Consider the following 14,537-nt stretch of genomic DNA (forward strand, 5'->3'; position numbering starts at 1 on the left):
AGTCTCCAACCCCTCAGTCGGCCTTCCGGCCGCCAGCTCCCCTTGCACAGGGGAGCCTTCAGCAGCTGCTATTGGGAAATGGGTTTTAATCCTTTTCCTTGTTCACCGGGCCCCAGGCCGGTGAATAGGCCGTCCCGGCAGGGGTGGCCGCATATGGGTCCAGGGTTGAAAACCCTGGTCGGCGTCCACCGCGTCGAAACGGTGGGACTTTTCGCTTCCTTTTGGTCACAAAAGGAAGGACTGAACGGGTGCCAGCCGCTTGCCAAGAAGCAAGAGGCAAACCAACCCCACCGCCGCTGCGCGGCACCTCCCCGTTTGCATCCTTCCCGTTTCGTGGTATAATGGCCCACATGGGCCCGCGGGGCCGTCAAAATCCAGAAAAGTGGGAGAGATACGTTTTATGGCATCCCTGTTATTGCCGCTCATCTATCTGGCCTTCATCAGCCTGGGCCTGCCCGACGCCCTGCTGGGGTCCGCCTGGCCCAGCATGTACACCCAGATGGGGGCGGACCTGTCCTGGGCGGGCATCGTCTCCATGATCATCTCCGCCTGCACCATCCTGTCCAGCCTGGCCAGCGCCCGGCTCAACATCGCCCTGGGCATCGGCAAGGTCACCGCCTACAGCGTGCTGCTCACCGCCGTGGCTCTGCTGGGCTTTTCCTTCAGCGGGCGGTTCTGGCAGCTCTGCCTGTGGGCCATCCCCTACGGCCTGGGTGCCGGCAGCGTGGACGCCGCCCTCAACAACTATGTGTCCCTCCACTATGAAAGCCGCCACATGAGCTGGCTGCACTGCATGTGGGGCGTGGGTGCCAGCATCGGGCCCATCATCATGGGCCGGGCCCTGGCCGGGGGCGCCTGGCAGGGCGGCTACCGCACCATCGCGGTGCTGCAGTTCGTGCTCACCGCCGTGCTGCTGTTCAGCCTGCGGCTGTGGAAAAGCCCCCGGCAGACCCTGGACGGCGCCGACTTCACCCCCCAGCAGCGGTCCATCCCCGAACTGCTCCGCCTGCCCGGGGTGCGCCAGGTGGTGACCTGCTTCTTCTGCTACTGCGCCCTGGAAGGCACCGCCGGCATGTGGGCCGCCAGCTACTGCACCGTGGCCCGGGGCATCGACGCCGAAACCGCCGCTTCCTGGGCCAGCCTGTTCTATCTGGGCATCACGGTGGGCCGGGGCGTCTGCGGCTTCCTGACCATGAAAATCAACGACCAGAACATGATCCGCCTGGGCCAGGCCCTCATCGCCCTGGGCCTGGTGCTCATCCTGCTGCCCGCCGGCAACAACGTGCTGTTTGCCGGGCTCATCACAGTGGGCCTGGGCTGCGCCCCCGTCTACCCCTGCATCATCCACGAAACCCCCGCCAACTTCGGCCGGGAACTGAGCATGTCCATGACCGGCCTGCAGATGGCCTGCGCCTACGTGGGCAGCTGCCTCATGCCGCCGCTGTTCGGGCTGCTGGGCCAGCATGTCTCCATGAACCTGTATCCTTGGTTCATGGCGGTGCTGCTGGTTCTCATGTTCCTCATGGCCGAAAGCCTGCACCGCAAGACCGCCCACCGCCGCGGCCTGGTTCTGTAACCGCCCGCCCCTGCACTGAAAGGAAATTCTATGGCAAGCGAAATCTACTTCACCCGCCACGGCCAGACCGTCTGGAACGTGGAAAACAAGATCTGCGGCGCCACCGACAGCCCCCTCACCCAGCAGGGCCGCCGCCAGGCCATCGAGCTGGGGGAGAAAATCCGGCTGGAAAAACTGCCCATTGACCGGATTCTGTGTTCGCCCCTTTCCCGGGCCGCCGACACCGCCCGGTGTATTGCCGATGTGACCGGGCTGCCCCTGACGGTGGAACCCCGGCTGATGGAACAGAACTTCGGCCGGTTCGAGGGCACACCCCGGGACGGGGCGGAGTTTTCCACCGCCAAGGCCAATTTTGTGGAAAGTTTTGAAGGCGGTGAGAGCATGCTGCGGGTGGCGGCCCGCATCTACACCCTGCTGGATGAGCTGCGGGAACGGCCCGAAACCTGCCTGCTGGTGGCCCACAACGGCATTGCCCGGGTGGTCAACTCCTATTTTTACGATATGACCAACGCCGAGTACGCGGCCTTCGGCATCCGCAACTGCGAAATCCGCCGGTATACCTTCCGGTAAACAGACAAAAGAACACCGCCCCGGGGGCAGATGCCTTCCGGGGCGGTGTTGTTTTACAGTTGGCAGTAATCCGGGCGGACAATCTCCCCCGGCCCGGGGGTGGTGCCCGGTTCCACGAGAGAAAAATCCTGCCGCAGCAGCCGGATGCCGATGTCGGCGTTGACCAGGCGGTGGATGTAGCGGGGGGCGTCGCCCCGGAACATGCCCGCCTTGAAAAAGCCGATGGACACGGTCAGGTCGGACTCCACCGCCAGTTCGGCTTCGCCGGTGTCGCCGTTCAGCCCGCTGTTGATGTCGGCGCTGATTACATAGGCCCCGGCCTGCCGGGCTTGGTTGATACACTGGATGGCCTGGCGCGAAGCCCCCCGCACCGTGCCCGCAAAGCCGGTGCCCAGCAGACAATCCACCAGCATGCCGCAGGCGGCAATTTCGGCTTCATGGCCCGCAAAGGGGCGCACCGGCACCCCCAGGGCCCGGGCCTTTTCCAGATAGAAGGCGCTGTCCGGGCTGGTCTTTTCGGATATCCGATACAGCACGCAGTCCCGCCCGGCCTGGGCCAGCAGCATGGCCAGGGCGGCGCCGTCCCCGCCGTTGTTGCCCGACCCCATCAGGATGCCCACCGGGCCGCCCCGGGCCCAGTCAACCCCGTCCCGAATGCCCCGGGCCGCCCGCAGCATCAGTTCCAGGCTGGGGACCTCGTGTTCAATGGTCCATGCGTCGCTTTCCCGCATGGTCTGTACGCTTACCACAGGCACCATGGCCAATCCCTCCTTTGTTGGCTTTAGTGTAGCAGAACCGGGCGGGAAAATCCAGATGTTTGGCTTACGCCGTCTGGCTTTCAAGTCCTGGATGGCCTTTTTATTAAAAAATGCCCCGGCCGCAGCCGGGGCTTTTCTTATTGGTGGGCCATCCAGGGACCGAGCCACCCACGCCCTAAAAAACAGTCCGCAGGACTGTTTTTCCCGGCTTTGTCGTCGGGCTTTCAAGTCCTGGATGACCTTTTTTAATAAAAAAGTACCCCCGCAGAACGGGGGTACATTTTTTATGGTGGGCCATTCCCATCAGCGCTCGAACCCAAAACCTCACGAAGGGGGACGGTCTTGGCGTTCTCTTTGAAGTTGAAGTTCAGCACCACACGGTCCTCAAAGACATAGACCGAGTTGACGAAGTTGTCGATGATCTGCCGCTGGTAAGCAGGACTGTTCACATCTCCCTGGCGGAACCGCTCAAACCAGAACAAAATCTGTTCCCGGCTCAGAGTCGGCCTCTGCAGTTCTTCTTCCAAGATGCTGGCCTTGAGGGCGTCCCGGCGGGTTTCCAGCTCGTCCAGGCGCTGCTTGGTGGTGGGCGTCAGGATGCCCTGCTCGATGGCCTCCAGCAGGTTGGCCAGGCGCTTTTCTGTGTCCCGAAGCTGCTCTTTCAGAACCGGGAGGCGGGTGTTCTCCCGGTTCTGGGCTTCCAGGATCAAATCGGTTAGATGTTCAATGACCGGATCGTTCAAAATCAATTTGACCGCCGTATCCACCACAAAGCGCTCTAAAGGTTCCTTGCGGATCGCTTTAAGGCTGCAATGCGCCTGTCCCTTGCGTTTGGCCTTTCCGCACTTATAGTAGTGATAAGTGGTTCCCATGTGGCTGGTGCCACTTTCGCCGGCCATCAGGGTGCCGCATTTACCGCAGAACAGTTTAGTGGTCAGGAGGTAGTTGACCTCATCTTTGGCCGGGCGGCCATGGGTGATTTTGTTCTTGGCGAAACGTTCCTGCACCCGGTCGAACAAGTCTTTGTCCACAATGGCGGGTATACCACCGGGGATCACAATGTCCTTGTAGCTGTACTCCCCAATGTAGCGGCGATTCTTGAAGATTTGAAAGAAGCTGTTCTTGACAAATGGCTTCCCGGTGCGGGTGCGCAGGCCGCGTTCGTTCAGGGAAGCCGCAATCTTTTCGGCAGGTTCGCCGTCGGCATAGCGGGTGAAGATCTCCTGTACAATAGGAGCCGTCTCGGGGTCGATGTGATAGAGCCGGTCATCTTTGCCGATGACATAGCCCAGCGGCACTACCCCGCCGTTGTACTTGCACTTGAGGGCGTTTTCCCGTTCGCCGCGGGCCACCTTGATGGCCAGCTCTGCCGAATAGTACTCGGCCATGCCGATGAGCAGGCTCTCGACCATGATGCCCTCAGGGCCGTCCGAGATCGGCTCCATGACCGAGACGAGATGGACGCCGTTCTTTTCCAGCTGGCGTTTGTAGTAGACTGCATCGTAACGGTTGCGGGCAAAGCGGTCCAGTTTCCAGACCAGGACTGCGTCAAAGATTTTCCTGGCACTGTCCTGAACCATCCGCTGGAACTCAGGACGGTCATCGGTCTTGGCAGAGTAAGCCCGGTCGATGTAAGTGCCCACGATTGCGATGCCGTTGCGCTCGGCGTATTCTTTGCAGTCCCGCAGCTGGCCTTCAATGGAGGCTTCGCGCTGGCTGTCGGAGGAGTAGCGGGCGTAGATGACGGCGGTCATGGCGGGGCCTCCTTTCGCAAGAACAGGCAGATAAAACAAACTTTCGTATAACGTGTATACCATATTTTGCGAGACAAGGCAAGTATTTCGCTGCAAATAGTTGGTATATCAGAAAAAGTCGCGGCGCTTTTTGAAAGCCAGAGAGGGAAAAGTTTTGAAAAAAGCGATAAGCAAGTATTGACCTGTGGCCACAATTTCAAAAATTGAAATTGCGTCTCACATTCCGGTCGTACTTGTTGGGGAGTGCCTTCCCCAAACCCTGCGGCGGTGCAGCCGGAAGAATCCAAAGAAACCGCGCAGGGGGTTTCGTGGCACACGACTTTGCTGGCAAAGTCTAGTGTGTTATACCTTTGTGAAGGAGAGGGCAACGAGAGCCGGTTCTACGCTTCCTGTTCCAGCGATTGCAAACCAGCCTTTTTGCCCTCTGCGGAGCAAAGGTATATCACCCTCGTCTTTTGTCTTGATATTTCGTCACATTTGGCGTTCTGCTGAAATTTTCAATCCATTCTGTTGCATCTCGCCGAAAATGCTTTCTTGCCATAAAAAGCCGTTGACATCCCACGCAACCCCATGATATACTCACCAAACAATTGAATATGGAAAAATAAATCATATAGATATTTTGGCTCGATTCTCAAAGCATTCAGAGCAATCGGAGCAGTTTTAGAACAAATTGAATCGCTACATAAAACGGAACTGGAGGCCTCCCAAAAAGGGAGAGCTTTTCTGGTCTGTTTGTGTAACGATTTTTTGGTTCCGTAGCCCTGTTTGCACTTTGAGAACCGAACGACCGTCTGCATGGAATACCCGGCCAGGACCTTTCCCAGAACGACCAGGGGGAGCGAGCCGGACAACGCCGCCGGAAGGGGGCAGGAAGCTCATGCGGGGAGAGCGGCAAGTCCTTTACAGGCCCGTATTGCCTGTGTCTCCCATCGACCGTAGCTCGTCCAACGCATTGACCGCCGCATGGTTGAGTGCCTCATTTTCTGGATCGGCAGAGGCTTTCTTGTTCGTGAGCCGGACTTTACGAATCGCCTTTTCGATCTCTCTGGAAGTATGTCCCGCTTTCAACGCTTGGATTGCAAAGTTGGCGATGGTAATACAGTCGTCCTGGCTGAACTTGTCCTGGATAAGCATCCGTCCAAGCTGCTCCAGAATGCCCTGTTTCCCGCCCGCCGTTCGAGTAGAGGCGTCCGAGCGCCACAAAAGGCAGGTATCTGGAATTTCGGTAGCCGCTACCGAAATCAACTCAACGCCTTCATACATGTACACAGCATTGACAGCCTGCCGTCTGCTGGAAGCGTAAGCCTCAGTAATGTGTGTGTCGATTTTTGGCCGACCCCGGCCCCGCTTGTCCTGTTCCATGATTCCGCCCTCCTTCTGTGCTGGGACTTTGCCCTATTGTATCACAAACCCTCGTCAAAGCACACCGGATGGAGCAGAAAAGAATTTCGGTAGCGGCTACTGAAAATACCGCCCAATAGAATATTGACCAAGAGGCCCTCTCGTTACACTGCGGGAGGGCCTTGCTTTGTCCAAGAGAGTGGAAACTGGAGCATTTTGGGGCAAATTCCAACCTCTTGGACATACGGGAAAGCCCTGTCTTTTCTGCTATACTGTTATACTGTCTCCAATGTAAAACTGAATGACCGTCCTCACCGCCAAAACCGCCACAACCTCCACCTGGAGCGAGCGCCCGAAAGGGATGGCACAGCGCCCTCAGAGATGAGTGGTTGCCTGCCAGGAAAGCAGCGAGGGAGACCGGCAAATGATCCGTCCCGGTATACGGCAAAACGCCGGATACCACACCAACTGCAAAGAAAGAGGTGTAAATGAAATACGAAAAGCCCCGCAATCCCGCATGGCCTGATTGGTACGATGGCAAGAAGATCAATGAGGTCCAGTTCTGCTACGACTTCTTGAAATCCCATCCGCTCAAGTGCATCGACGGCCAATTCTATACGCCGGACGGTCCTGTAGAGGACGAAACTGAAATCAAACAAAAGCTCCTGCTGGAGATTGAAAGCTATGTGACCAGCGGGCTTTCCAAGAAGGTGAACAGCATCCTGGACAGCCTGCGTCTGCTGGCCTATGCCGCTCCTATGGAAATTGAGGTCGACCGTATCCACCTGCAAAACGGAGTCTACCACCTGACCAACGGCACCTTTCAAGAGAGTAAGCTGTTCTGCCGCAACCGCCTGCCGGTCGCCTATAACCCCCAGACCGCTGCTCCCTGGCGCTGGCTGACATTTCTCGGCGAACTGCTCGACACCGAGGACATCCCTACCCTGCAAGAGTACCTGGGCTACTGTCTCATCCCCAGCACCAAAGGTCAGCGGATGATGCTCATCATCGGCAAGGGCGGGGAGGGCAAGTCTCGCATTGGTCTGGTGCTCAAAAAGCTGATGGGCGACGCCGCCAGCAACGGCAGTATCCAAAAAATTGAGACCAGCCGTTTCGCTCGTGCCGACCTGGAACACCGCCTGCTGATGGTAGACGACGACATGGACATGAACGCACTTCCCAAGACCAATTACCTCAAGTCCATCGTGACAGCCGAGGCCAAAATGGACGTGGAGCGCAAGGGCATCCAAAGCTATCAGAGCGACATCTATGCACGTTTCCTCGGCTTCGGCAATGGCGCGTTGACTTCCCTGTACGACCACTCGGACGGCTTCTGGCGGCGGCAGCTCATCCTGACCACCAAAGAACGTCCAGCCGGCCGGGAGGACGACCCTTTTCTGGTCGAAAAGCTCTGTGAGGAACTGGAAGGCATCCTTCTCTGGTGCCTGAAAGGATTGACGCGGCTCCTGCGAAATAACTACAAATTCACGGTCAGTGCCCGCGCTGCCGGCAATCTGGACACCGTCAAACGCAGCAGCAACAATGTCCTGGATTTTCTGGAATCGGAGGGCTACTTCCGCTTCAAAGCCGACGCTGAGGTCAGCTCCAAGTGCCTCTATGAAGTCTACAAGGTCTGGTGCGACGACAACGCCTGCCGACCGGTGTCACCCAACCGGCTCAGCACCGAACTGAACCAGCAAAGCCTCCGTTATAACCTGGAAGCCACCAACAACATCTATTTGCCAGGCGGCCGCCGGGTGCGCGGATTTGTCGGCATCGAGGCGCTCATTCACCCCTGCTAGTAATAAAAATTTTTACAAGCTGAGTACCGTACAGCCTGTACGTACTGTACGCTGTACGGTGACTTGAAAAACTATTTTAAAAAACATTGTATCATCATTGAATATCAAAATGTCGTACAACGTACAGCTCGTACAGTCCTATTTTCACTGTACGCAAATTTTTAAATTCGTACACAATGCTTAAAAGAATTGAGGTGAAATTTTATGAAGCACATCTTCCCCAACGTGATATGGAGGACAGTACTTGACCAGAAAGAAGGATGTAGAGAAAGAATACGGCCTCCCCTCAGGTTCCCTTGAATGCCTGGCCCGGACATTTCTGCCCGGTATCCAGGCATTTTTTGAAATTGAGGAAAACCAGAAGGCTTTTGAGGCCTGGCTTGCACAGCGTCAACGGGCAACAAAGGAAAAATCAGTTGCCTGACAGCTCCGATGGCTTTTCATTTTATCGTAGTCGATTATGAAAATACCCCCGGCGGTCTGGATACATCCATATCCAGTCTGCCGGGGAATATGTGTTTTCAGGAGGATTTTTTGGATTAATTACCGTAGTCGAGATAGGCACCCTTCATGGGGCTGGCTGCCAACTCGCTGAACAGGCGTAGCACACCTTTGGTGTACTTGCGGGGCTTGGGCTGCCATTTGGCGCGGCGCTGGGCCAGAATGGCAGCCATTTCCTCCGGGGTCTTCCGCTCCCCCTTGACCCCCACAATGTTGAGCTTCCGGGCAAAGACATCAATCTCGATCAGGTCGTCCTGTTCCACCAGGGCGATGGGGCCGCCGTCCACGGCCTCGGGGCTGCAATGGCCAATCACAGGGCCGGTGGAGGCACCCGAAAAGCGGCCGTCGGTAATCAGGGCGATGCTGCGGCCCAGCTCTTTGTCCGAGCTGATGGCTTCCGAGGTGTAGAACATCTCAGGCATGCCGCTGCCCTTGGGGCCCTCATACCGGATAAAGACCGCATCCCCCTTCTGGACCTGGTGATGCAGCACGGCAGCCAGGCACTCCTCCTCGCTGTCGAAGGGACGGGCCCGGAGGACGGCCTTGTACATCTCCTTGGGGCAGGCGGTGTGCTTGATGACGGCCCCTTCGGGGGCCAGGTTGCCCTTCAGGATGGCGATGGAGCCGTCGGTGCCGATGGCCTTGTCGTAGGGGCGGATGATGTCCTCCCGGGTGATATGGATGCCATAACGGGCGTTGAACGCATCCAGCCACTTCTGGCACCGCTCATAGAAGCCGTTGGCCTTCAGCTCGGCCAGGTTCTCCCCCAGGGTCTTGCCGGTGACGGTCATGACATCCAGGTGCAGGTGGTCCTTGATTTCCTCCATGATGGCAGGCACACCGCCGGCATAGTAGAAGCACTCGGCGGGCCAGCGGCCGGCGGGACGGACGTCCAGCAGGTAGCGGGCGCCCCGGTGGAGCCGGTCGAAGGTATCGCCGGTGATCTCGATGCCCAGCTCGTGGGCGATGGCCGGCAGATGCAGCAGGCAGTTGGTGGAGCCGGAAATGGCGGCGTGGACCAGGATGGCGTTTTCAAAGCTCTCCAGGGTCACGATGCGGCTGGGCTTCATTTCCTCGTGGCCTGCCATTTCCACGGCCCGGCGGCCGGCCTGGCGAGCGTAGGCCAGCAGATCCGGGCTGGTGGCAGGCATCAGTGCGCTGCCGGGCAAGGCCAGGCCCAGGGCCTCGGCCATGATCTGCATGGTGGAAGCGGTGCCGATGAAGGAGCAGGCGCCGCAGCTGGGGCAGGCGTTCTGCTTGGCCCAGTCCAGCTTGGCCTGATCAATCTCGCCCCGCTCAAACTTGGCGCTGTACATGCCCAGCTGCTCCAGGGTCAACATCTCGGGGCCGGCGTTCATGGTGCCGCCCGGCACCACCACCGAGGGAATATCCACCCGCAGGCAGCCCATCAGGTTGGCGGGCATACCCTTGTCGCAGCTGGCCAGGTAAACACCAGCGTCAAAGGGAGTGGCATTGGCGTGGATCTCGATCATGTTGGCGATGATCTCACGGCTGGCCAGGCTGTAGTTGATGCCGTCGGTTCCCTGGCTCTCGCCGTCGCAGATATCGGTGCAGGTGTACCGGGCGCCATGGCCGCCGGCTTCCTGGACGCCCTTACGCACTTCCTCCACCAGGATGCCCAGATGTCCGCTGCCGGGGTGGCTGTCGCCAGCGGTGCTCTCAATGATGACCTGGGGCTTTGCCAGATCCTCCGGCTTCCAGCCGGTGCCAATCCGCAGCGGGTCCAGCTCAGGGGAAAGGGTACGCATTTTTTGACTGATCAGTTCCATATAGTAATTCCTCTCCATTCCCCTTGCAAAGCCGCCGCGGCAGGGACAGTTCCCACCGCGGCAGCTTCATCCAATCAAGGGTTTGCTTTCAGTGCAGCTCAGGCCAGTAGTCCTTGTTGGCTGCGATCAGATCATCCAGAATCTCCTTGGCCACCTTGGCGCTGGGCACAGTCTTGCTCAGGGTCAGGGCCTGCCACATCTTTTGGTAGCTGTGTTCACAGTAGGCCTGGACCACCAGCTTTTCCACCGCCACCTGTTCTTGCATCAGGCCCAGCTGGAAGGTGGGGATCTCGCCCTGGCACAGGGGCTCAGGGCCCTCGTTGCCCACCAGGCAGGGCACCTCCACCATGGCGTGGGGGTCAAAGTTGGAGATGGCGCCCTTGTTTTCTACAATGCACAGCATTCGCTCGTGAGTATTGTAGGCGATGGCCCGGGCCAGGTCCACAATAAAGCTGGCGTGGTTGTCGATGGTGAACTCGTCCCCCTTGAATTCCCCCGAATCCACAATGGCCTTGGCGGCGCCAAAGACTGTTTTTTCGCGGCCATCCTCTACCTCGTTGGCCCGGGTGTAGTTAGGGTCACTGTGGGCCACCACATAGTCAGGGAAAAGATAGTACTTCAGGTAGGTGTTGGGCAGGCAATCAGGGGTCACCGCCAGCAGGTCCGCCGCCTTGCGGTGAGTCTCCTGCCAGCTGGCGTCCATGTGCTGGGTCTCAATGGCTTTCTGGGTCAGATAGCCGTTCTTGCTGACATAGTCGATGAGCTGGGGGGTATAGTCGGTGCCGTCCTTGCCCTTGACGCTGGTCCACCAGCCGAAATGGTTCAGGCCAAAATAGCGCACATCCAAGTCCTGGGGCTGCTTGCCCACGATGTAGCTCATCCGCCGCAGTGTGCCCACCGGCATATCGCAAATGTTGATGATCTTTGCCTTTGGACGCAGAACGCGGCAGGCCTCCGCCACAATGGAGGCAGGGTTGGAGTAGTTCAGCATCCAGCAGTCGGGGCTGTAAGCCTCCATGTAATCGATCAGCTGCATGATGTCGGGGATGCTGCGCATACCGTAGGCGATGCCGCCGGGGCCGCAGGTCTCCTGCCCCACCACCCCGTGGGCCAGGGGGATCTTCTCGTCCTTTTCCCGCATGGGATAGCCGCCGCTGCGGATGTGGGCCATGCAGAAATCCACGTCGGTGAAGGCCTCTTTGGGGTCGGTGGTGTAGGAGAAGGCCACGTCCGGCGCCACCTTTTTCATGGCCAGCGCAATGGCCTTGGCCAGTTTTTCCTGGCGCTCCGCATCAATATCGTAGAGCTTCAGGCTGCGGATGGGAAACCGCTCCAGGCTGTTCATCAGCATCATGACAATGCCCGGGGTATACGTGCTGCCGCCGCCGGCAATAACGACCGAAAATTTTTTCATAGCTCAAGCAACCTCTTTTCTGTTGATTTGCATTTGTTGGTACCGTTTACTCCTGGTCCGCAAAGCCCAGCTCCTGGTCCACGGCCTTGCGCACGGCGTTGACCTTCAGACCATAGACGACCTGCACGTTTTTGCCTTTGCGGATCACGGTGTTGGCGCCGGTCTGGCTTTTCAGCACATCCTCCTGCACCAGGTCGGGGTCGGCCAGCTCGGTGCGTAGGCGGGTGTAGCAGTTGGTGACCTTGAGGATGTTATCTTTGCCGCCCAAGGCGCTGACGATGAGGGCCGCGTCCACGGCGCCGTCCGCGGCAGGACCGGCGGACTTGCCTGCGGCCACCTTGGCCTTGTACTCGGCCTTGCTGTGCAGCTTCATCTCCATGCCCTCGCTCTCACGGCCCAGGGTCTTGAGGTTCATCTTGACGATCAGGACGCGGAAGATGACGTAGTACAGAACGAAGTAGATGACGCCCACCAGGATGTAGACGGGCCAGTGGGTCTTGCCGGTGCCCAGGGGCACATTGTACAGCAGAAAGTCGATGAAGCCGTTGGGGCCGATGGCGCGGCAGCCCAGCACATTCAGCAGCACCATGCTGGAGCCGGCCAGAACGGCGTGGACCACGAACAGGATGGGAGCCACGAACAGGAAGCTGAACTCGATGGGCTCGGTGACGCCCGCGATGAAGGACGTGGTGGCGGCGGTGATCAGGACGGCCTTGATTTTGCCGCGGTTCTCGGGGCGCGCGGTGTGGTACATGGCCAGGCAGGCGCCGATCAGGCCGAACATCTTGGAGATGCCCCGGGCGTCCCAGATGACCGACTGGCTCAGGACTGCCACAGAGGGGTCTGCGATCTCGGCGTAGTAGATGTTGCGGGCGCCCTCGTAGATCTGGCCACCCACCTCAGCGACGCCGCCCAGGGAGGTGTACAGGAAGGGGGTGTAGACCAGATGATGCAGGCCGGTGGGGATGAGCAGGCGCTCCAGCATACCGTAGACGAACAGGCCCAAGTTGCCGGAAGCCTGGATGAAGCTGCCCAGAGAGTTGATGCCCGCCTGGGCGAAGGGCCACACATAGGTCAGGACGACGGCCAGCACCACCATCAAGGGGATCAGGACGATGAACACAAAGCGGGTGCCGCCATAGATCTGGAAGGCATTGTTGAACTCGGTCTCACAGAAGCGGTTGTGGATCCAGGCCACGATGATGCCCAGCATCAGGCCCAGAAAGACGCCCATATCCAGCACCTGCACGCCCAGCACGGTGGTCTGGCCGGTGCCGCTCAGGTCGCCTTCCACCAGGATGCCGGTCAGGCCCATGAAGCGGTTCATGGCGTTGATGAACACCAGAAAGGCCAGCAAAGCGATGAAGCCCGCCTCGGACTTTTTCTTGTTTGCCAGGCCCACCGCCAGGCCCACGCAGAAGATGACGCCGAGGTTGGTCATGATGGCGTTCAGCGAGCCGGACAGCAGGGTGCCGAAACCGGTGGTGACGGGGTTGTTGAGGAAGGGCAGCACTTCCATCAGACGGGTGTTGGTGAACAGGTTGCCGACCGCGATCAGAATACCAGCAATAGGCAGGATCAGGACGGGGATGAACATCGCTTTGGAGAAGCGCTGCATGGCGTCCATGATTTTTTCTTTCATGAGAACTGATTCCTTCTTTCTATTGTGTTTTCCGCAGGGCGCGTCCGCCCGTGTTTTGTGTAACGGCCGTGTTTACACCACACAATATGCCAAAAAAGTTTCCATCTGTAAACTATTTTTGGGCAAAAGGAAACCTGTTACCCAAAGCGGTAACAGGTTTTGCTGATCATTCCTATTTGCTCGGCAATTCGCACGATTATTCGGGCAATGCATTATCAGATTTGCACAAGCGCCGGTATTCATAGGCGATCAATTCCATCAGCATCATGGTCTGTGGGAAAAAGGTATTGGGCATCACGTTCAAATCGTCCAGCTTCCACAGATCCTCCACCCGAAACCAGATGTCTGCAAACTGGCCCACGCTGTTCTCATGGTCCCCAGTGATGGCCACCGTAAAGATACCGTTCTCCTGGGCGGTCTTGATTTTATCCCGCACCAAAGATGTCTCCCCCGATTTCGAGATGCCAATGAACATCCCCATCCGGTCCAGGGAGTTTTCAAAGATGCCCACCGAGTCGCCGCCGCTGGCAAACAGGCAATGCTTGCCCATGTTCAACAGCTTGTGATAAAGGTATTCCCCCACCGTACCGGAAAAACCCGTGCCATAGATGAAGATCGTGTCCTCCTTCTGACAGACAATCTGCTGTGCACAGCTCTTGACCTGCGTATAGGTATTGTAATTCAACAGTGACACCGTGCCAAAACTATTCAGAAAGTCAGCCTCTTCTTTCTCGGTCTTATTGGGCTTTTCCACAAGAGAGCGAAGTTTATAGCACATATCCACGAACCCGGCATACCCCATCTTTTTGGCCAAACGCATGATGGTGGAAGTGGAGGTAAAATTGGCCCGCGCTACGCCGCGGACGCCTTCGCTGAGCACATGGTCCAGGTTTGCTACGATGTACTCCAAAACAGCGACCTCTGTGTCGGTCAGCCCCTTATCCTGGGTCAGTTTTTCAAGTTTCATAGTTCCCACCCCTTTCCATATGCAAGTTTGAAGGCAGCTCCACTCCCGCAGAAGGCTGTATTTTATATTATTATACTTTTTTCAGCCAAAAATGGCAATGATCACTCCCCGCGGCGCAACACTTCTGACAAAGAAAAAGCGTATCCGAACCCTTCCTCATAGAGGATTAGGTTCGGATACGCCTTGTTTGGTGGGCCATCCAGGACTTGAACCCGGGACCAAGCGGTTATGAGCCGCCAGCTCTGACCAACTGAGCTAATGGCCCGCAAAAACGGGATAACTGATTTAGTATAGCAGATTTTTGCCCGTTTGCCAAGGCGGGCGGGCAAGTTTTTTCTGCGGGCGCATAGGCTGTACCAAGCAAAACAGGGGAGGGACAGCCATGGGCAAGGCGGGGAAAATCGGCGGGGTGTTGGGGG

The 14,537-nt window shown here is 58.0% G+C and carries 11 protein-coding genes and 1 tRNA gene; 4 read left to right on the forward strand and 8 right to left on the reverse strand.

Annotated features, from left to right (window positions below; translation table 11 throughout):
* The first annotated feature begins 400 nt into the window (after window positions 1–400).
* Together H6B15_RS01810 and H6B15_RS01815 are read left to right on the forward strand one after the other, a co-directional pair.
* Entirely contained in the window at window positions 401–1,576 is a 1,176-nt protein-coding gene (locus tag H6B15_RS01810; RefSeq protein ID WP_204645425.1) for an MFS transporter, read from the forward strand.
* A gap of 30 nt (window positions 1,577–1,606) precedes the next feature.
* Window positions 1,607–2,146, forward strand: a complete 540-nt coding sequence (locus tag H6B15_RS01815; protein ID WP_204645427.1) for a histidine phosphatase family protein — start codon at window positions 1,607–1,609, stop codon at window positions 2,144–2,146.
* A 53-nt stretch (window positions 2,147–2,199) separates the two neighbouring features.
* On the opposite strand, the gene H6B15_RS01820 is transcribed toward H6B15_RS01815, so the two are convergent.
* The 3 genes from H6B15_RS01820 to H6B15_RS01830 form a co-directional block, all read right to left on the reverse strand.
* Window positions 2,200–2,904 (reverse strand): NAD(P)H-hydrate epimerase, encoded by a 705-nt coding sequence (locus tag H6B15_RS01820; protein WP_204645429.1) that lies wholly within the window; start codon window positions 2,902–2,904, stop codon window positions 2,200–2,202.
* A gap of 284 nt (window positions 2,905–3,188) precedes the next feature.
* Window positions 3,189–4,658 carry a recombinase family protein gene (locus tag H6B15_RS01825; protein ID WP_204645430.1) on the reverse strand — a complete coding sequence of 490 codons (1,470 nt, stop codon included), beginning with the start codon at window positions 4,656–4,658 and terminating at the stop codon, window positions 3,189–3,191.
* Window positions 4,659–5,561: 903 nt separating this feature from the next.
* Entirely contained in the window at window positions 5,562–6,023 is a 462-nt protein-coding gene (locus tag H6B15_RS01830) for a hypothetical protein (RefSeq protein ID WP_204645431.1), read from the reverse strand.
* Window positions 6,024–6,490: 467 nt separating this feature from the next.
* Between H6B15_RS01830 and H6B15_RS01835 the strand changes: the two genes are divergently transcribed.
* The gene (locus H6B15_RS01835) at window positions 6,491–7,804 is read left to right on the forward strand and encodes a DNA primase family protein (RefSeq protein WP_204645432.1); all 1,314 of its coding nucleotides are present in this window, start codon (window positions 6,491–6,493) and stop codon (window positions 7,802–7,804) included.
* Window positions 7,805–8,048: 244 nt separating this feature from the next.
* The gene (locus H6B15_RS01840; RefSeq protein ID WP_204645433.1) at window positions 8,049–8,228 is read left to right on the forward strand and encodes a hypothetical protein; all 180 of its coding nucleotides are present in this window, start codon (window positions 8,049–8,051) and stop codon (window positions 8,226–8,228) included.
* A 115-nt stretch (window positions 8,229–8,343) separates the two neighbouring features.
* On the opposite strand, the gene ilvD is transcribed toward H6B15_RS01840, so the two are convergent.
* From ilvD to H6B15_RS01865, 5 genes are all read right to left on the reverse strand, one after another.
* The gene (gene ilvD / locus H6B15_RS01845) at window positions 8,344–10,095 is read right to left on the reverse strand and encodes a dihydroxy-acid dehydratase (RefSeq protein WP_204645434.1); all 1,752 of its coding nucleotides are present in this window, start codon (window positions 10,093–10,095) and stop codon (window positions 8,344–8,346) included.
* 88 nt (window positions 10,096–10,183) lie between these two features.
* Window positions 10,184–11,509, reverse strand: a complete 1,326-nt coding sequence (locus H6B15_RS01850; RefSeq protein WP_204645435.1) for a 6-phospho-alpha-glucosidase — start codon at window positions 11,507–11,509, stop codon at window positions 10,184–10,186.
* Window positions 11,510–11,555: 46 nt separating this feature from the next.
* On the reverse strand, window positions 11,556–13,151 hold the full coding sequence (locus H6B15_RS01855; RefSeq protein ID WP_204645436.1) for a PTS transporter subunit EIIC: 1,596 nt from the start codon (window positions 13,149–13,151) through the stop codon (window positions 11,556–11,558).
* 196 nt (window positions 13,152–13,347) lie between these two features.
* Complete coding sequence (locus H6B15_RS01860; RefSeq protein ID WP_204645437.1) at window positions 13,348–14,118, reverse strand: MurR/RpiR family transcriptional regulator; 771 nt, start codon at window positions 14,116–14,118, stop codon at window positions 13,348–13,350.
* 188 nt (window positions 14,119–14,306) lie between these two features.
* Window positions 14,307–14,383, reverse strand: a tRNA-Ile gene (locus H6B15_RS01865).
* Window positions 14,384–14,537: the final 154 nt, after the last annotated feature.

The sequence above is a fragment of the Gemmiger formicilis genome, from assembly GCF_016900095.1.
GTDB lineage: Bacteria > Bacillota > Clostridia > Oscillospirales > Ruminococcaceae > Gemmiger > Gemmiger formicilis_A.